The following is a 17,851-nucleotide window of genomic DNA, read 5'->3' as shown; positions in this document are numbered from 1 at the left end:
TTCCCAGGAAGTGTTGTTAGAAATATGATCGGCGTTCCGGGGAAGGACTCGTTTGTAAATAATCCGATTACACGCTCACGCCGAAGCGGTGGGTAGATAGAGACACTACCGTCAGGAGCGTCGTCCGTCCGGGACCGGCGGATTGTAAAACAGCGCGTAGCCGATGGAGCCGGTCGCCGGGAGGCTGCCGGCACTCAGCGCCGTGACGAAACTAAGCGAAGTAACCACGGCACCGAGCGACGCCAGCAGCATCGAGAGGGCGATGCTGGCAAGCACGAGGTCGGGCATTGTGGGGGACCCGGTCATTCGTGTCTGTACGGAGACACGCCTCCTAATTAAATATTATTACTCGCGCAAACAGCGCACTGAGTACCGCCTATTTGCCCCAGAAGGGGTCGCGGTTCCGGTGTTTCTCTAGGAACATCGACAGCGCTTCGCGCTCGTCGACAGAGATGTCTTCCTTGAGTTCCTGTTCGAGAATCTTCGCGTGCTTTTCGGGGATTTCGACCCAGAGGTCGTCGCCTTCCTCGATCTGGCGGCCGACGGTCGGCCCCTGAATCGAGACGGCCATGCGCTCACCGGCACGGGCCGAGTCGACGTCCTCGCCCTCGTCCTGAATCGTTTTGAGGGTCCCGACGCGGTTCGCTTCGCCGCCGTCCCACCTAATGACGTTGACGTTCCGGCGGAGCTCACCGGAGAGGATTTCGACGCCGACGACGGCGGGATCGGACTGGCGGAAGGTGTGGTCCTGCAGAATCCGGAACTTCGCGGGACGCGTGATGTTCTCCAGAATCTGCTCCTGCTGGGCCTCCTCGATGGCGGTGACGTGGTCATCGTAGGACTCCACGAGTTGGTAGATGACGTCGTCCTCGAACAGTTCCACGTCCTCCTGTTCGGCGAGGTCCCGCGCGTCATCGAGCACTTCGACGCTGAACGCCAGAATCGCCTGATTGGTTGGCTCGCCGGCGGTTTCGGCGACTCGCACGTCCCGCGGTGCGACCGCGCCCACTTCGGCCCGCATCACCGGGATTTCTTCCTCTTCGAGCGTACTGGAGAGAGCCTCCAGCGACCCGAGCGTGTCGGCCTTGATGACGACCCCTTCTTCCTGGGTCGTCACCTCGATTTCGGCGAGTTCCTCCTCCACCTCAGCGATGACCTCGCTGCGGTCGCGGTCGCGGATGACGCGGATCGGCGCGCCGGCCATCGCGTCGCCGAGGTCCGGCGCGGCGATTTTGACACCGTCGGCGGCGGCGACCTGGTCGACCTGCTCGAACTCCTGTTCGGTCCGGATCTCTTCGAGCGGACGCGGACGGAGCAGGGCGCGCACGTCAGTGATAATCGGCCCTTGCAGCCCGCCGACGACGATGGTATCGTCGTTGCGGATGGTCCCGTCGTAGATGATGGCGTCAAGCGTCGTCCCGAACCCCTGGGTGTCTTTCACTTCGAGGACAGTCCCGACACCGGGACCGCTGGTGTCGATTTCCATCTCCTCTTTCATGTACCGCTGGGACAGCCCCATCATCACCGTCAGCAGGTCGGGGATACCCTCGCTCGTTTCGGCCGAGACCGGCACGACGCCGATATTGGCCTGGAAGTTCTGGACGCGCCAGTACATGTCAGCCGAGAAGCCGTTGTCCGAGAGTTCGCCGATAATCTCGTACAGCTTCTCGTTGAGGTCGGACTGCACGCGGTCGGACTGTGCGTCCATCGTCTGCTGGACTGGTTGCCCCTCATTGGGGTTCCAGCCCGGGACGGTGTCGATCTTGTTTGCGGCAACGATAAACGGCGTCTGGGTTCGCTTGAGGATGTCAATGGCCTCCAGCGTCTGGGGCTGGAAGCCGTCGTTGACATCGACGACGAGGATGGCGATGTCGGCGAGCGCGCCACCGCGGGAACGGAGCGTCGAGAAGGAGTGGTGGCCTGGCGTGTCGATGAACAGCAGGCCGGGCAGGTCGAAGTCCGTTGGGTCGACCAGATCGCCGGCGATCTCCGAAATCACGTCCAGCGGGACGGCGGTCGCGCCGATGTGCTGTGTAATCGCGCCCGATTCGCCGGCAGTGACGGCCGAACCACGGATCTTGTCGAGCAGGCTCGTCTTCCCGTGGTCGACGTGGCCCAGAACGGCGACGATGGGCGTCCGCAGGGTGTCGTCGGTGGCTGTTGTGGGGTCCGTGTCAGACATAGATGGCTCCAGAAGTTGTCAGAACCGAGTCGTCGGTGGCAGTTAAGTTCGTCGTCATCAAACGCACGCAACCGAACGTGGGGCTAAACGGGCGTCACTCGGTTACAGTGAACGACCCCGTCATGCCCACGCTTTGGTGGGGGACGCAGTGGTACTCGTACTCGCCGGGGACCTCGAACGTGTAGGCGTACTCGTAGCCCGAACTGTACGTCTTCCCATCGTCCCCGGGCGTCCCGGACCAGTCGCTACCGGACGGCGTCGCAGTCGGCTTGACGTTGTGGCCGCCGGCCTCCCAGACCCACAGCACGGTGCTTCCGACAGGGACCTCGAACGTTTCCGGGTCGAAACTGAAGCTTCCCGGCGCGACGGCGACCTCCTGCTCGGCGTCCACCGGCGTTCCAGTGGCGGTCGGCGTTTCGGTTGAAGTTGCAGTCTCAGTCGGTGTTGGCGTTTCGGTTGGGGTGGCGGTCTCCGTTGAGGTCGTCACCGAATCAGTCGGCGTTGCTGTCGCAGTGCGGGTTGATACTTGCGTAGCGGTGGCCGTCGCTGTTGGGGATGGTTCACCGTTGTCGCCACCACTACAGCCCGCGGCAGCTCCGGTAACGACGGCCGTGAGCGCGCCGAGAAACTGACGCCTGTTTCGGTCCATGCGTACTCCTGGGATGCCTGTCGCTTATGACTGCTGTCCTGTGACCGTGCGCCCTTGGGCACAGAACGGCACCACCGGTGAACCGACACTTGCTGACGCATGGTTTCTATCCGTGACCGTCGCTGTCAGCGACCATCGTTTTCTCGTCGGACATCCCCGTGGCGTTTATGTAACCTCGTTCGGAACAAAGGGGTATGGCTGCAATACTCGCAGAAAACCTGTCGGGGAAAGACGTGATGGGGACTGACGGCGCGGAGATCGGCAGTCTCTACAATATCACGATGGACTTCTCCTCGGGCGCGTTGCACAACCTCGTTATTGACCCCGCGGAGTCGCTCCGCAACACGAACTTCGAGTACAGCGATCAGGGCCGCCTGCTTGTCCCGGTTGAGCGGGTCAAGGCAGTGAAAGACCACATGATCGTCAAACGCTAGATGTACGTTCTTGACTCCTCGGCATTTATCAACGAGTATCACACCGACGAGCAGATAGCAACGATTCCGCTCGTCAGAGAGGAACTAGAGGACGAGGCCGCCTATCGCTTCGACGCGCTCGAAGGTTCTGGGATGCACCTTCACATTCCCGAGGACAACACTGTTGAGCGCATCGAGCGCGCCGCCAGCGAAACTGGTGACCTCGCGGAACTCTCGGAAACCGATATCCGGCTGATCGCAGCCGCGTTCGAACTTGACAGCCGCCTCGTCACGGACGATTACGCGATGCAAAACGTCGCGGAGAAACTCGACGTGGCGGTCGAAGTCATCGCCCGTGAAGGGATTTCCGAACAGCGGGAGTGGCTGTTCCAGTGTGCCGGCTGCGGCCGTGAGTTCGACGAGAATCGCGACCGCTGTCCCATCTGTGGGAGCTCGCTTTCGCGGAAAAACCCGGCTTAGACGGTCTGTTCGTCCCGGGCTTCGAGCCCAAGGTCGACTAGCTGCGACAGCACTTCCTCCTCTGTGATGCCGTAGCGCCGCGCAAGCGTTTCGATAATCCGCGCTTGATCGTCATCACAGACGATGGTGAACCGCCGAGCCATGCCATCGCATACAACGGTTGGTCGCATAAATACCCGTCAGACAGCGGTCTGACGGCTCAGATTGCCGGATTTCCTGTAATCTCGATGTACAATGTGAGAAACTGGATGGCGTTGAACGCCCCGTGAATAAAGATGGGCACGAGCAGGTTCTCGGTCTTGAGATAGCTCAGGCCCAGCAGCGTCGAGAGGACGAACACTAGCAGTAGCGAGAGGACGGTCTGTGTCGGCGTCCCGGCGGCGTACTGTCCGAAGTGGACGACGCCGAAGACAGCGCTGGTGAGTACAATCGCCTGGAATTCACCGAAATCATCGTAGAGGTACTTCTGGATGAGGTTCCGGTAAATGAACTCCTCGCTCGGTGCGATAGTCAAAAACGCGAGCGGGACCATCACGAGCAGGAACGACGGGTCTTCGCGGGCCAGTTCTTCGACGCTGCTCCGCGCGGCTTCCAGCCCGAGCGTCTGAATGATGTAACTGAAGCCAAACAGCGCGACCATGAGGACGACGACGCCGCCGACGCTGTAGCCGATGTCACGGAGACTGGGTAGTTCTAGATCCAGATCGGCCCAGGTCCGGTCTAGTCGGCTGGCGACGGCTGCCCCAAAGCCGACGAAGCCGACGCCGAGACCGATAGTGAGCGTAACATACGCGGGGCCGGTGACAGTCCCGCCTTCCAGCGCCGTGGCGCTGACAAGCCCTGCGGCCGCGACCCCGAGAACGACGAACTGGGCGAACACCGTGCCCACGAGGAAGCCGACCAGCCCGATTCCCGTCGCGACTGAGAGCGCTCTGGCGACCGTGTACAGCCGGTCGTTCGGGACGCCGGTCGCCAGCGCCCAGCCCAGCGCAACCGTCAGACCCCCGGCCAGCACTGTGAGATACACAGCGATGCCGACGGTCGCCTCGACGCCAGTACGGAACTCCGGCCCGAAGAAGGCGATGAGCGTCGCGAGGGTTGCGACGATGCTCGCGCCTGCTGCGCCCAGACCCGCCTGTCTGCGGTCGAGTGCGCCATGACGGACGAGTGAGAAGGCGAGTGCGGCGACGACAAAGCCGGCAGCGGCGACCTGTCGGGCGGTGACTGGGCCGACCGTTGTCGCCGGTGTCATCCAGCCAACGACGCCAGTTTCTGTAGCGACGAGTACGACGAGACCGAGGCCAGCAACGAGAACACCCCAGTTCGCGGCGGTATCGTCCATTATCGGCAGTCCGTTGCGCCGGCCTAAAGGGACTCCGTTTCGCCGATCCGCAGTCGCTCGCGCTCGTCGATTACCGCCGTCTCGTCCGTCGCTTCGCCGCGGATGAGTGCCCGCGTGGCGTTTTTGCCCCACTCGACGGCCGGCTGGGTGAACGTCTCTACGTCCGCGAGTTCGCCGACGAGGACGCAGGCGGCCTCCATCGCGTACAGCAATTCGCCGACGCTTTCGGCGTCGAGGCGGTCGATTTCGACTTCCAGCGCTGGCCGGTCAGCCGCCGGCAGGCTCGCTACCGTCGCCTCGTACTCGGCGTCGATGAGACCGCCGAGGTCGGTTCCGGCAAGATACGACAGGTCTTCGTGGTCCGGGTCGGGAATCGCTACGTCGGCACGCTCGCGCGGTCGGACGAACGTGATGACTTTGTCCCGATGGCCGGCGCGGTACAACTGGAGTTGGGAGTGCTGGTCAGTCGCGCCCAGCGCTCGCGCCGGCGTCTGGCCCCGCCCGTCCTTACCCAGACTCTCGGCCCAGAGCTGTGCGAACCACTCGCCGAAGGACTCCAGTCGCTCGGCGTAGGGCATGACGGCGTTGACCGTCGCGCCCGCCTCTTCGAGCGCGTAGGCCATCGCACCGTAGGCGTAGGCCGGCGAGTCATACAGCGACGGCGCGAGGTCGTCAGCCCCTTGCTGACCGCCGGCAAGCAGCCCCTCGATGTCGATGCCGAGGATGGCTGGCGGGACGAGCCCGACCGCCGACAGCGCGCTGAAGCGGCCCGGAACGCCCTCGGGAACCGGCAGCGTCGGGAGGTCGTGCTTGTCGGCGAGCGCCCGGAGCGGGCCGGACTCGCCGGTCGTGACGACGATGCGCTCGGTCCAGTCGACGCCGCGGTCCTCGTAGGCCTCGCGGACAACGAGGAAGTTCGCCAGCGTCTCGGCCGTCGTCCCCGAACGGGAGACGACGTTGATAGCGGTGTCGGCAAGCGAGAGGCCATCGAGCGTCCGCCGGACGTGCTCCGGGTCGACGTTGTCCAGAACGACGTGATTGCCTGGGTCCTCAGCCAGCGCCTCGGTGATGGTTTTCGCCCCCAGCGCGGAGCCGCCGATGCCGACGGTGATGACCGATTCGGCGTCGGCGACCGGCGCGACGGCATCGTAGATGGTCTCGGCGTCGGTTGCTTCGGGGAGGTTCAGCGACGCGTAGCCGAACTCGTCGTCGTCCCGCCCCTGCTCGATTCGCTCGTGGGCCGCAGCCACCCGCTCGTCCAAGTCGTCAAGCATCGCTCGCTCGACGCCCGGGTCGGCGGCACTGGCAAGCGCGGCTCCGATATCGACGTGCATACTGGAGGTGTCGATGGGCGGGTACAAACAACTCCCGGACGGCATGGCAGCAGACGTGACTCCGTTGTCACCGCTGGCCGGACAACACCGCGCTTAACCACGCGCTCGCCTAAGCCACAGGTATGACAGACGCGACGGCAGAGCAGTCCGTCACAGCCGACGCCGACGACAAGCCCGAACCGTACAACGGGCTCCCCGGCGCGTTCCCGTACGCGTTCCGGGCTAGTGACTCGTTGCTGTTCAAAGCCTACGTTCCGGTCGCGTTGTTGCTGTCCGTGGCGATTACGCTCGTGTTCTCGTTCGGGCTGATAACGCAACTCGCCGAAACCGGCAGCGTCCGCGGCGGGACGTTCACCTTCTCCCGGAGCTTCTTCCTGTTCGTCGGACTGTTGCTCGTCGCGCCGCTACTAGCCCCAGTGCTCTCCGTCGCGCGCCGCCATCGACGGACCGCATCCTCGGTCGCCTACGACCGCGCTCTCGCCCTTTCGGCGTTCCTGTTCATCGGGTCGATATACCTCGCGCTGTTGACCTCCGCTCCGGCGGAGCTTCGCGAGCCGACACAGAGCGCTGTCGTCGGGTTCTTCTACTCGCTGCCGCCGATTGCCGGCGTTGCCCCGCCGATTCTCGCGACGCTGGGGATATATCTGACTCACCGGCTGCTGAAGTAGGACCGCCAGTCCACGGCTGTCCACTCTTACGGCATCCCACTCCAGCCCGTTCCCGGGTCGAAACGGGCAAGAACGCCCGCCACGAACGTATGTCCATGACAGCGATTGAAGGGACATTTCTTGTCACGAACGCCGACGACGGGTCGGCGACGCTTCGGAACGTCGCGGATTCACAGGTGCTGACACTGTCTGACAATCCCGGCGTCGAAGCCGGCGAAGTAGTGGAGGGGACGGTCGAACCGGAGCCGCCGATGGAGGTCACCTACACCGTCACCGAGGTCGCCGAGCGGCGCACAATTCCCGTCGAGACGGTCGACCTCGCGCCGACGGCCCAGACGACCGAAATCGCGGCCGAGCAGGCCCCCGGCGAGCTAACGACGGTCGAACGCGCTGGTGAGGGCGAGGTACACGTCCTCACGGTCCCGGAAGACGAGACGGCCGAGGCTGCGACGGATGTCGTCGAGGACGAGGCGACCCTCTCGCGGGCGGCCAGGCTCGGCGTCGACCGTGTCGAGGTTCGGACCGCAGCGGGCGTCGTCAGCGTGCGCTACCTGCCGGACTGACGCGTTCTCTCATCCGCTCTCGTTTCCTATTCGGTCGGTCCGGCGGCGCTCTGAACCTGCCAGCCGCCGGCGATGCCACACGCCTCCCGCTCGGTGTAGACGAACGCAGTGTCCTCGGTCACCCGGGACCCTCCCTCGACTGACTCGACCTGAAGCGGGAAATCTAGCGTGTCGCCACAGCAGCCGACGCCGACGAACTCCGTCCACACGTCGCCCGGCGCGGCGGTGTCGTGTGTCTTCCGGAGGTACGCGCGGAACGGCGAGCCGTCGATCTTGTCGCGGCCCCAGCCGCTGAGGTCCGCCGGATAGGAGAGTTTGACCCTGGTTGCGCTCTCGGCCATACCCAGATATACGTGATAAACTGCCATAGATGTATGGCACGACGGATGTCAGCGCCAGTGATTGAGAAGGCTTATTCGCCCCCGTCTCACACCGTTCCGTCATGTTCGAGTTCGAGGTCCCGGAAGTCGATTACACCCAGTATTCGAACCGCCAGTTGGTGGCGGTTCCGCTGGTGGTGCTTGCGCTCTCGCTCGCGGTCATCGGTGGCTGGTGGGCTGTCACCGGGGCACCAGTCGACCGGGGCATCGACTTCACTGGCGGGACGGAATTAACGGTAGGGACAAACGCGACGCTCACAAACGAAGAAATCGAAGCCACATTTGACGAGCCGGTACTTTCGGTGCAGGGTATCACGACGACTTCTGAATCCACCTACGAGAATCAATACGTCGTCACGTTCGACAATTCGGCCAACGTGTCTTCGGTTCGGTCCGCTGCCCAGTCAGCAGCGGAACTGACGCTGTTGGGGAGCGGAACGACATCGCCGCTGTTTGGCGGGCAAAACCAGCGTCTCGCAGTCATCGGTGTCGGAGTTGCGTTCGTTGGAATGAGCCTGCTCGCTTTCGCCTTCTTCCGCACATTTATCCCGAGTATCGCCATCGTTATCTCGGCGTTTTCCGATATCATGATTCCGCTCGCGATAATGAACCTTCTTGGAATCAAGCTTTCACTGGGAATCGTCGCAGCGCTTCTCATGCTGATCGGATACTCTGTCGACTCGGATATTCTGTTGAATAACCATGTTCTCAGACGTTCAGGCGGGTTTTACGAATCGACGTACCGTGCGATGCGAACCGGTGTGACGATGACGTTGACCTCTATTGCAGCGATGACAGTGATGGCGGTCGCGGCTACAATATTCGGGATTGGCCTGATGGCTGACATCGGCTTGATACTGGTACTCGGACTGACGGCTGACCTAATGAATACGTACTTGCTCAACGTTACGCTACTTCGCTGGTACAAGTACGAGGGGGTAAACCGATGAGTACCCTTCGAGACAATTGGCGAGTCGTTTTACTGGTCGTGCTTCTCCTGACCAGTGCTATCGCGCTGTTCGTTCCCGGAGTTCCGCCGGGAACGAGTGCCGATGGACCTACCGACGAATCTGGTCCTGCAGCGAGCGAATCCGAACCGTTGACGAACCTCAACTACGGTATTCAGCTCAGTGGTGGAACCCGCCTTCGTGCCCCCATTGTCGGCATCACTGCCGAGAACGTCAACGTGACCCAGGCGGATTCGTCTCAACTTGAGCAAACAGTGGCCGACGAACTCGACCTCGACACAATCGACGTCCGTGTCCGACCTATCACCTCTGAGCGAAGCGCGGGGGCTGTCGAGGTTGTTACAAAAGACGTCACGCATCAAGAACTTCGAACGGCACTTGAGAACAACGGGTATCAGCCGACCACTGTACGTGACGGCGTGACTCCGGAGACGCGCCAAGAGATGGTCGAAGCTGTTGATGAGAAGCTTCGGACCTCAGCGCTCAGCGGTGCATCAGTCCAGATCGTCAACGTTCCCGGTGGCCAACACTTCGTCAGTATTACTGCCCCAGACCGGGACCGAGAAGAACTCGTTGACCTGCTGAACGAGCGCGGGACCGTCAAAATATACGCTGTGTATCCCGGCGGTGAAAACGGGACCTTCGTCCGCGAGGAAGTGCTCAAGCGCTCTCAGATGAGTGATATCTCGGCCGCAGACAGGGAAGGCGTCGGTTGGGCCGTGTACATCACAGTCAGCTCGGATGCCGCCGACGGGTTCGCCCAGCGAATGGTTGATGCCGGATTCGGTGACGGGGCTCCGTGTGGAAACTACAATCACTCGGACATTCAGCAGACGACCGCCAGTGGGTCGGCCGACCCTGCACTTGCAAACGATGAACCCGGTTGTCTGGTCCATACGTTAAACGGTGAGGTTGTCACAGCCAGAGGCGTGACGCCAGGTCTCGGTGAGAGTTTCGCCAGTGGCGAGTTCGCTAACGACCCTGTGTACGTGATGCAAACCGGAAGCTCGGACAACCCAGCTGAAACGGCCAGTGAAATCGAACTGAACCTCCGGGCCGGGCAGCTTCCGGCGCCGCTCGACCTCTCCGAAGACTCCGGCTCGTCGCTCGACCCGGCGCTTGCCGAGCAGTTCAAGCAGAACTCGCTGTTGACTGGATTGCTGGCTGTCCTCGCAGTCAGTCTCGTGGTCTACGTGCGATACAAACGGGTTGAGGTTGTCGTCCCGATGGTCGTCACGGCGCTGTCGGAGGTGTTCATCCTCCTCGGGTTCGTCGCCTTCGTCCAGTATCCGCTGAACCTCTCGCATCTGGCCGGGTTCATCGCGGTCATCGGGACGGGGGTGGACGACCTCATCATCATCGCCGACGAGATCCTCCAGCAAGGGGAAGTCGAGACCGGACGCGTGTTCCAGAGCCGCTTCCGCAAGGCGTTCTGGGTCATCGGTGCGGCCGCGGCGACGACTATCATGGCGATGAGTCCGCTAATGGTCCTGCCACTCGGCGACCTCTCCGGGTTCGCTATCATCACCATCGTGGGCGTCCTCATCGGCGTGCTTGTGACGCGGCCGGCATACGGTGATATTCTCCGTCACCTCGTGCTGGACGAGGACTGAGCGACTCTCGCTTTCTGCCTGACGCAGTAGCCCGGGTTCAAACACTCCAAGTTCGCTGTCGAACTGTACCCGTTCAAAAGTCGCCCAGTGACGCCTGTTCTGCCGCCGCCAGCACGTCGTCACACGTCGACCACGAGCGGCGAGCACACGCCGGTAGCTCGCCGTGGCGGTCGACGTAGTCCGCCAGGAACGCCCGCGTCGTCGGGTCGCTGGGATACCCCGACCCAACGTCGCCGTACTCCGCTGCCAGCTCCGCGACGTGTGCGTCGCGGGCGACTTTCGCGATAATCGAGGCCGCACCGACCAGCGGGTCCGTCTCGTCTGCGCCGTGTTCAGCGGTCACAGTCACGCCGGCGTCGACCGCGTCCGCGACCCGGCGACCGAACCGCGCCGCGTCGGTGTCGCCGGCGTCGACCATCCCCGATAAGTCGTCTCGGGCCACCGACGATAGGGCCTCCGCCTGCCCTTCGACGGTCAGCGTGTTCATGTCCGTCCCGTCGGCATCGATGCGTTCAACAGAGATTTCGGCAATATCAACGGCGTCTGCCGACTCGCGAATTTCCTCGGCCAGTTGCTCGCGTCGCTCCGGCCTGATGTCCTTCGAGTCGCCAACACCATCGGGCAGGGCCGCAGGGTCGGCCCTGACGGCGGCGGCGAACATCGACCCAAGGACCGGCCCCTTCCCGGCCTCGTCGACACCGAATCGCATGGCTGTCCTCTCGGCGGCGGTGGAAAAACAGCTTCCGGTTGGACGGCAATCCAGTTCGCTACTCCTTGAGGAACTCGTCTGTCGCGAACGGCTCGTCCTCGCCCTGCACGTCGATTACGTCGAGTGCGGTCACCACGGCGTCGGCGTCGAGCAGGCCGGCCAGGCTTGGTTCCGTGCGGCCTTCGTCGCTGGAGACGAGTTCCTTCACGTACAGGCCGCCCTCGCCGTGGATGCGGAGTTCGGCATGCCGGTCGTCGGTCAATTCGCCTTCGGCGTCGTACACTGCTCGCGTCCGGGTGATGTCGGCCCGTCGGTGGGTGACTCGCTGGGGCGTCTCCTGCTGGATAGTTGCTCCGTCCAGTTCCGTCAGTGCGTCCTGCAGGGCGTCGGCGTCGACCGCGTCGCCGAACTCCACGTCCATCCGGTAGGTCTTGGAGGCGTCCAATTCCTTGACGCGCTCGACCATCTCGTGGGTCGCCAGATGGAGGTCCGTCACTTCGACCTTCCCGTCGGCGAAGTCGTTGATGTCGGCTTCGAGTTCGTCGGCGTCCACGTCGCGCTTGCGCGGCTCCATCACCTCGATGACGAACGGACGGCCCGAGTCGAGCATTCGCGCGTCGACGTCCTCGCGGCCGGCGCCGTGGAACACGGCCTCCTCGCCGTCCATCGCCTCACGGACGACAGGCGCGGACAGTTGCTCGACGCTTTCGTCGTAGCGGTAGCCGCTACCGTCACAGCCGTCACAGGGCTCGCCCTGCCACAGCCCCGTCCCATTGCAGTCGTTGCAGGGCCACTTCGTCTGGGGAATGTCGCGTTCGAGCTTGCGGTAGCGGCCGTAGACGAACGCGGAGTTGACGTGTGTCTCTACTTCGTCCGTCGCGAGGTCGAGCGTGAGCTGGACTGCTGGACGGCCAAACTCTACTTCCGCGCCGGTCAGGTCGCCGATTCGCTTGCCGACCTCGCGGTTGAGTTCGGTCTTCAGCGCCTCTCCGGCGTCGGGGTCCAGTCCCACGTCCTCTCGGAGCAGTTCGTCGTTTTCTTCGAGTAGCGGCGGCACTTTCGTCCCGACCTGGTAGGTGTCAAAGTCGTAGCCGCGGACGGCGGTTGCGGCCTGCTCGGCCCACCAGTCGAAGCGGTCACACTCACCCTCACAGACCCAGCAGTCCTCGCTTTCCTCAAAGGGGTCGTCGTCTGCAAGCGCAAGCGTCACCCGCAGGGCGTGGCCCCGTTCGGCGTTGGCCAGCCCGAAACTCCGGTCGGCGAAAAGCCGGCCGAGACAGGAATCACACAGCGGCCCGGTGGCAAGCGCCGCACGGGCGTCCTCAAGTATACTCATTGCCTGAGCCGACGCGTCGCCCCCGTAATTGCGTTTCGACCTCTCGGTCGCCTGGGCCGGGGAGGGCCCTGTGACCTTGCTTTCGCTTACTCACCGGTCACGCCGCCGTCATCTGTGGGTTTGCTCTTCGACTGCGCTTGGTCGAATAGTTCGCCCGGAATCTCTTCGGTTGAGATGGAGATGGACCGCTGGGGGAACGGGATATCGATGTTATCAGTCCGGAACCGTTTGTAAATCGCGCTGTTGAGTTCGTGGGTCGCACGAGCTGTCAGGGCCGGGTTGCTGACCCAGCACAGCAGTTCGAAGTTCAGCGCGGAGTCGCCGAACTCACGGAACCGGACCCGCGGGTTCGGCCGTTCCTGCACGAGGTCCTCGGTTTCAGCCAGTTCCAGAAGAATCTCCTCGACTTTGTCGATATCCGTCCCGTAGGCGACGCCGACAGGGACCCGAATCCGGCGCTTGCGTCGCGGCGTCGACTCGTTGACGATAGCGGCGCTGTTGAGCTTCGAGTTCGGAACTGTGACGAGGATATCGTCGCGGGTGCGGATGACCGTCGAGCGGACGGAGATATCTTCGACGCGCCCGCGTTCGCCGGTCTCCAGAACGACGAAATCGCCGACCGCGTATGTCCCGTCGAGATACAGCGATAGCGAGCCGAAAAAGTTCGCCAGCGTGTCCCGGGCCGCCAGCCCAACGATGATGCCCATAATTCCCGCTGAGGCCAGGAGCGGCGTCACGTCGATGTCCCACAGAATCAGCAAAAGTAGGACGCCTCCGCCCGAGATGAGTGCGCTCCAGACGTTCTGGAGGATGGGGACCATCTGGCGGTCGATGTACGCTGAATCTGTCGCGATGGCGGACGCCTGACGGCCGATGCGAAGCAGCGTCACCATCCAGACGATGACGACCAGCGAGAGCGTTCCGGCCTCAAGTGAGACGGCGATGGCCGGCCGAATATCGTAAATCTGCGCGCCGGCGTACGCGCCGCCGAGGCCGATAGAGATGTACGCAGCGGTGTGAATCCCACGGAACACGATGTCGTCGACGTCGCCCTCAATGTGTGGGGTGACCCGTCTGATCAGCCGGTCACCGAGGACACGGACGACCAGCGCGAGCGCGACCCCACTGCCGACAAGTACCAGAAATCCCTGCCAGGCCGGCAGCCCTGACAGCAGGTCCACCACCCCACTTCCCAGTTGCATACCCCCGTTTGGACACCGGCGCTATATATACTGCCACGTCGACGGCTCGAACCGAACGGCCTTTGTCCCGCGGCGTCCGCTCCGTGGGTATGAACCCGATTCTCGTCGCTATTCTGCTGGGCCTGCTGCAAGGGGTGCTGGAGTGGATTCCAGTCTCCAGTGAGGGCGGCGTCGCCCTCGCGTCAACGGTGGTCACAGGCGTTTCACCCGCCGCTGCGACCCGCCTCGCACTCTTTCTCCACGCCGGGACGGCAGTTGCGGCCACGGCCTACTACCGCACCGAGGTCCGAACTATCCTCCATTCGATCCGGGAACTCTCTCGCCGGCCGTTCGCCGACGAGACGGCGGACCTCTCGTTTATCGTCATCGCGACGGCGGCAACCGCCGTCACCGGCCTCCCCGCGTATCTGGCCCTCGACGCGGCCGTCTCAGAATTAGAGGGCGGGCTCTTTCTGGCGCTGGTCGGCGGCCTGCTCGTCATCACCGGCCTCCTCCAGCGCTTCGCCGCGGCGCTGTCACTGGGCGAGCGTGAGGTCCCGGACGGGCTCGACGCCGTTCTGGTTGGGGTGTTGCAGGGACTGGCCATCCTTCCCGGTGTCTCCCGGTCCGGGACGACGGTGAGTGCGCTGTTGCTCCGGGGCCACGAGGGCGAGTCGTCGCTTCGGCTCTCGTTTTTACTGTCGATTCCGGCCGCGCTCGCTGCCAACGTCCTGGTTCTCGTTGACGACGGCATTCCCGCAATCGAGCCGCTGCCAGCCGTCGTCGCGCTCATCGTGAGTGCCGTCGTCGGCTATCTCACCGTCGACGCGCTGGTCCGGCTGGTCCGGCAGGTTCCGTTCTGGGCGGTCTGTACGGTGTTTGGCGGCCTGGGCGTCGTCGGCGGCCTGCTTGTCGCGCTGTGAGAGTGGTAGTGTTTAGTTAGTGGCATTGTGCCAGCGAGCGAAACTCTGGAGCCAGTTTTCAGCGGTTTCGGGTTTGACGTGACTGAAGCAGTTTGAAAACGACGAGGTTCGACGCTTCAGCTCTCGAAAAATCCGTTCGACAGCGTTCCGATTTCCGTGGCGACACATCTGAAATCGGAGTCCAGCTCGTTGGAGTGCAGTTTGGAGGTGTTGAGCGCAATCAACGAGAAAGACGGCAGTTTCGACATCGTGTTTTTGCTGAAGTTCGCGCAGGAAAATTTCTGTGAGGGTGGTCGTAGTCGTCGCAAATAGCCGGACGTGAAGCAGTTCGTTCGACTGCGGATCGGCGGCGGCGTACAGCCAGAATTGCTGATCGTTGATCCGAATCACTGTTTCGTCGAGTGCAATCTGATTCGGTGATTTACCCGAGTCTGGCTGTAGATCGGCTTTCTGCACCCAATCGTGAATCGCTTTTCGACTCCGTTGGACACCCAGTGCTTCGAGCAATTCGACGGTATTCGACAGTGAAAGTCCTGCAACGTGCGATTGAATACCCAACGCCATCGCGGACTCGGGTGTCCGCTCACGCTCCACAAAATCCAAATCAATCCACTCTCTACTACCACTGAGGCGGGTGATTTCTGGCATGAACCACCGAGAAATTCTCCCGCCTCACTTTTGATGCTTAACTAAACACGACCGTGAGAGTGGTGCTGGAACTTATTTATCCTTCGGCGTCAAATCTCTAATATCAGCGGCCATGAGTGGTGACGAACGCAAGCTAGTCGACACGTCGGGGGACTTCCAGTACGTCGTCCGCGACGGCGACACGGTGACTGACCCGAAGTGGCGCTCTTGTCGACTCATCGTCACCAACAAGCGACTCATTCTGGCGACGAACGGCTCGAAACAGCCGATTCCCCACTCCAGCATCACCCTCCCGTCGAACCCTGACGATCTGGTTCCCGACGGCGGTACCGGCGGCGCAACCGCGTTGGAGGTCGGCAACAACGTTCTACTCGTCGACACGCCGAACCTGGATGACTTCGAGACGGAGTACGTCCGCGCGACACTGCAGGGCGAGGTCATTCTCGCACGACAGCAAGCGGTCGTCGGTGGCGTCGTCCAGGAGGACGCCGAGTGGCGCAAGGCACGGTTTCAACTAGACGACGACATCATCCGCCTCCAGTTCCCCGGCGGCAAGAGTATGTCCTTCGAAATCGAGGACGTCGGAACCATCGAAACCGAGACCAGTACCGTGATGGGGCAGGAGCGGGAGGTAATCGAGGTCGAACACACTGACGACCAGGACCGTAGCGTCGAAACTCACATCTCGGGGATGGACCACCACACGCGGGCGCTGAAGACGCTGTTTACCCGCGTTATCGAGGACCGCGAGGACGATTACGAACTCTCGGAGATGGAGAGCCAGGTGTTGATGGCGCTGTACTCCGGCGTCTCACCGTTTGAAATGTCTGATTTCGTCGGGACGACACCTGACGAGGTCGAGGAAATATATCAGAAACTCCTTGAGATTGGCGCGGTTGATGAGGTCCGGGTTCGAACCGAAGTTGCGTTGAACGCGCAGGGGCGGAATATGGCGAGTGAAGCAATGAGTGAGAAGTAGCGAGGGGCCGACCAGAAGGAGGCCCCTCGGTTGGCGAGCGGGGAGCAGCGCGACCCGCGAGCAATAAGTGGGCGCTACGCGCCACAGAACGAACGGGGAACTCAGTGACCCGCGAGCAGTGGCGCGACGCGGCATAGGACGACTTTCCCTGACGACGGGCCAACAAAAATCGGGCAGGGACTGATTCGGAGCGGTACCGCTGAACGGGACCGCTACTGTGACCCGTGGTTTGCCTCTAGCGGTGGTCGGGTTCCGATGTAGCCCAGTCAGTACAGCCGGACTCGTGACCTGCTCCCGTCTCGCCGTTTTCACTCACGCAGGTACTCGACGTCCTCAGCTTCCGTCACCGACACCCCGTCGGGGAGGTCCGACTCCGGGACCGGCGTCAGGGTGAGGACTTCACCCGCCTCGGTCTGGACCCACTCCTCCCCCGTCGCTTGACTCCAATCGTGTGGTTCCCAGAACCCCGACTCGAAGCGCATCCAGATGTCGAGACCACTGTAGTACTCTCCCGTTGAACTTTCGTATATCATTGCTGACTCCACGGCGTCTGCTGCCATCGAAAAAGTCAATGCACCTACATGGTATTATTACTACCGGCAGGGCGGAAATTCGCCGGGCTTGAGAATGGAGGGGTGCTTGGATAGCACGGGTAAAACGGTGGTTCTGACACCGTATGTGTATGTTTAACAGGGGTGTCGTGAACTAGCTATGGAGCCGCCGGCAAAAACGGAGTCCGACCTACTGCTGTTCCATCGCCAGCTCGAGTGACCAGAAGAAGCCGTAGTACGCGACGACGCCGGCGGCGAGTGTCAGGTAGTAGGCCCACTGGGGAGCCGGGAGCAGGTCGAAGATAACGCTCACAGCGGTCACCCAAGCGATGGCGAACACGAGGTCGACGAACATCCCTCGCTTGTGGTCGCGCACGTGGTCGCGGAGGGTGTCGACGACGCTCATCGGCGCCCTCGCGTCGTCCGTAGCGGTCGTGGTCGGTTCAGTCCCATGCTAGTCACGCCTCGATATCTGTCTCGCCGTGAACGTCGACGACGAGTACTGGTAGCCGCGTCCGGCGCAGCACCTTCTCCGTGACGCTGCCAAGGATGACGCGCTTGAGGCCCGAGCGGCCGTGGGACCCCATCACGACGAGGTCGATGTCGTTGTCCTCGACGAACTTTCGGATGGCGCGGGCCGGCTCGCCGGCGGTGATGTGCTCCTCGACCTCGACGCCGTGTTCAGCGGCGCGGTCCCGGACGTAGCCGGTGGCCTCATCGGCGTCTTCTTTTATATCGGTCATCTCCGCCAGGTTCCCCTGGCGGATGCGGTCGACCTGTTCTGTCCCCAGCGAGTAGCTGGTTGCGTCGACGTCGACGACATACAGCGCGTGGACCGTTGCGCCGTATTTCGAGGCGATGTCGACTGCTTGATCGACCGCGTTTTCGGCGGTTTCGCTGCCGTCGGTCGGAACGAGGATGTTGTCGTACAT

22 protein-coding genes are annotated in these 17,851 nt (G+C 62.6%); 8 read left to right on the top strand and 14 right to left on the bottom strand.

From position 1 onward, the window contains the following. Nucleotides 1-111 precede the first annotated feature (111 nt). The 3 genes from AV059_RS05315 to AV059_RS05305 all read right to left on the bottom strand — a co-directional run bounded on the left by AV059_RS05315 (nt 112) and on the right by AV059_RS05305 (nt 2,831). Nucleotides 112-306, bottom strand: a complete 195-nt coding sequence (locus AV059_RS05315; protein WP_058992810.1) for a hypothetical protein — start codon at nt 304-306, stop codon at nt 112-114. A 70-nt stretch (nt 307-376) separates the two neighbouring features. Next, nucleotides 377-2,182 carry a translation initiation factor IF-2 gene (infB, locus tag AV059_RS05310; protein ID WP_058992808.1) on the bottom strand — a complete coding sequence of 602 codons (1,806 nt, stop codon included), beginning with the start codon at nt 2,180-2,182 and terminating at the stop codon, nt 377-379. Between the two features lie 94 nt (nt 2,183-2,276). Then, nucleotides 2,277-2,831 (bottom strand): plastocyanin/azurin family copper-binding protein, encoded by a 555-nt coding sequence (locus tag AV059_RS05305; protein ID WP_058992806.1) that lies wholly within the window; start codon nt 2,829-2,831, stop codon nt 2,277-2,279. 194 nt (nt 2,832-3,025) lie between these two features. On the opposite strand from AV059_RS05305, the gene AV059_RS05300 reads away from it, so the two are divergent. Continuing rightward, a complete protein-coding gene (locus AV059_RS05300; RefSeq protein ID WP_004518435.1) occupies nt 3,026-3,265 on the top strand; it encodes a PRC-barrel domain-containing protein in 240 nt (79 codons plus the stop codon). Continuing rightward, nucleotides 3,266-3,724, top strand: a complete 459-nt coding sequence (locus tag AV059_RS05295) for an NOB1 family endonuclease (protein WP_004518436.1) — start codon at nt 3,266-3,268, stop codon at nt 3,722-3,724. It abuts the gene before it with no gap. On the opposite strand, the gene AV059_RS05290 is transcribed toward AV059_RS05295, so the two are convergent. From AV059_RS05290 to AV059_RS05280, 3 genes are read right to left on the bottom strand one after another with little or no spacing between them, the layout of a single operon-like run. Next, nucleotides 3,721-3,867: a CopG family transcriptional regulator gene (locus AV059_RS05290; protein ID WP_005536159.1), complete on the bottom strand. Its 147-nt coding sequence runs from the start codon at nt 3,865-3,867 to the stop codon at nt 3,721-3,723. The genes AV059_RS05295 and AV059_RS05290 overlap by 4 nt on opposite strands. A gap of 56 nt (nt 3,868-3,923) precedes the next feature. After that, nucleotides 3,924-5,066 carry a CPBP family intramembrane glutamic endopeptidase gene (locus AV059_RS05285; RefSeq protein ID WP_058992804.1) on the bottom strand — a complete coding sequence of 381 codons (1,143 nt, stop codon included), beginning with the start codon at nt 5,064-5,066 and terminating at the stop codon, nt 3,924-3,926. Nucleotides 5,067-5,089: 23 nt separating this feature from the next. Beyond that, complete coding sequence (locus tag AV059_RS05280; protein WP_058992802.1) at nt 5,090-6,400, bottom strand: hypothetical protein; 1,311 nt, start codon at nt 6,398-6,400, stop codon at nt 5,090-5,092. 122 nt (nt 6,401-6,522) lie between these two features. Between AV059_RS05280 and AV059_RS05275 the strand changes: the two genes are divergently transcribed. Together AV059_RS05275 and AV059_RS05270 are read left to right on the top strand one after the other, a co-directional pair. After that, a complete protein-coding gene (locus AV059_RS05275) occupies nt 6,523-7,068 on the top strand; it encodes a hypothetical protein (RefSeq protein ID WP_058992801.1) in 546 nt (181 codons plus the stop codon). Between the two features lie 95 nt (nt 7,069-7,163). Beyond that, nucleotides 7,164-7,631, top strand: a complete 468-nt coding sequence (locus tag AV059_RS05270) for a DUF5812 family protein (protein WP_058992799.1) — start codon at nt 7,164-7,166, stop codon at nt 7,629-7,631. A 26-nt stretch (nt 7,632-7,657) separates the two neighbouring features. Here AV059_RS05270 and AV059_RS05265 read toward each other — a convergent pair whose 3' ends face one another. Further along, a complete protein-coding gene (locus AV059_RS05265) occupies nt 7,658-7,972 on the bottom strand; it encodes a hypothetical protein (protein WP_058992797.1) in 315 nt (104 codons plus the stop codon). 101 nt (nt 7,973-8,073) lie between these two features. On the opposite strand from AV059_RS05265, the gene secF reads away from it, so the two are divergent. Beyond that, nucleotides 8,074-8,961, top strand: a complete 888-nt coding sequence (gene secF, locus AV059_RS05260) for a protein translocase subunit SecF (protein ID WP_058992795.1) — start codon at nt 8,074-8,076, stop codon at nt 8,959-8,961. Beyond that, entirely contained in the window at nt 8,958-10,592 is a 1,635-nt protein-coding gene (locus AV059_RS05255) for a preprotein translocase subunit SecD (RefSeq protein ID WP_058992793.1), read from the top strand. Before secF ends, AV059_RS05255 begins: the two co-directional genes overlap by 4 nt. Nucleotides 10,593-10,665: 73 nt before the next feature. Here the strand turns inward: AV059_RS05255 and rnhB are convergent, their stop codons facing one another. The 3 genes from rnhB to AV059_RS05240 form a co-directional block, all read right to left on the bottom strand. Further along, nucleotides 10,666-11,301: a ribonuclease HII gene (rnhB, locus tag AV059_RS05250; RefSeq protein WP_058992791.1), complete on the bottom strand. Its 636-nt coding sequence runs from the start codon at nt 11,299-11,301 to the stop codon at nt 10,666-10,668. A 58-nt stretch (nt 11,302-11,359) separates the two neighbouring features. Beyond that, nucleotides 11,360-12,637 carry a tRNA pseudouridine(54/55) synthase Pus10 gene (locus tag AV059_RS05245; protein ID WP_058992788.1) on the bottom strand — a complete coding sequence of 426 codons (1,278 nt, stop codon included), beginning with the start codon at nt 12,635-12,637 and terminating at the stop codon, nt 11,360-11,362. A gap of 86 nt (nt 12,638-12,723) precedes the next feature. Next, complete coding sequence (locus tag AV059_RS05240; RefSeq protein WP_058992786.1) at nt 12,724-13,839, bottom strand: mechanosensitive ion channel family protein; 1,116 nt, start codon at nt 13,837-13,839, stop codon at nt 12,724-12,726. An 89-nt stretch (nt 13,840-13,928) separates the two neighbouring features. Here AV059_RS05240 and AV059_RS05235 point away from each other — a divergent pair, with 89 nt between their 5' ends. Continuing rightward, nucleotides 13,929-14,741: an undecaprenyl-diphosphate phosphatase gene (locus AV059_RS05235; protein WP_058992783.1), complete on the top strand. Its 813-nt coding sequence runs from the start codon at nt 13,929-13,931 to the stop codon at nt 14,739-14,741. Between the two features lie 12 nt (nt 14,742-14,753). Here the strand turns inward: AV059_RS05235 and AV059_RS05230 are convergent, their stop codons facing one another. Next, the gene (locus tag AV059_RS05230; protein ID WP_058992781.1) at nt 14,754-15,389 is read right to left on the bottom strand and encodes an IS6 family transposase; all 636 of its coding nucleotides are present in this window, start codon (nt 15,387-15,389) and stop codon (nt 14,754-14,756) included. 112 nt (nt 15,390-15,501) lie between these two features. Here AV059_RS05230 and AV059_RS05225 point away from each other — a divergent pair, with 112 nt between their 5' ends. Next, nucleotides 15,502-16,368, top strand: a complete 867-nt coding sequence (locus AV059_RS05225) for a CheF family chemotaxis protein (RefSeq protein ID WP_058992780.1) — start codon at nt 15,502-15,504, stop codon at nt 16,366-16,368. A 308-nt stretch (nt 16,369-16,676) separates the two neighbouring features. Here AV059_RS05225 and AV059_RS05220 read toward each other — a convergent pair whose 3' ends face one another. From AV059_RS05220 to AV059_RS05210, 3 genes are all read right to left on the bottom strand, one after another. After that, a complete protein-coding gene (locus AV059_RS05220; protein WP_228841750.1) occupies nt 16,677-16,901 on the bottom strand; it encodes a hypothetical protein in 225 nt (74 codons plus the stop codon). A 208-nt stretch (nt 16,902-17,109) separates the two neighbouring features. Beyond that, nucleotides 17,110-17,325, bottom strand: coding sequence for a hypothetical protein (locus AV059_RS05215; RefSeq protein ID WP_058992778.1), 216 nt, complete (start codon nt 17,323-17,325; stop codon nt 17,110-17,112). A gap of 52 nt (nt 17,326-17,377) precedes the next feature. Further along, the gene (locus AV059_RS05210) at nt 17,378-17,851 is read right to left on the bottom strand and encodes a universal stress protein (RefSeq protein ID WP_004964408.1); all 474 of its coding nucleotides are present in this window, start codon (nt 17,849-17,851) and stop codon (nt 17,378-17,380) included.

Source organism: Haloarcula sp. CBA1127 (assembly GCF_001485575.1).
Lineage (GTDB): Archaea > Halobacteriota > Halobacteria > Halobacteriales > Haloarculaceae > Haloarcula.
This window is presented reverse-complemented; position numbering and strand designations above follow the sequence as displayed.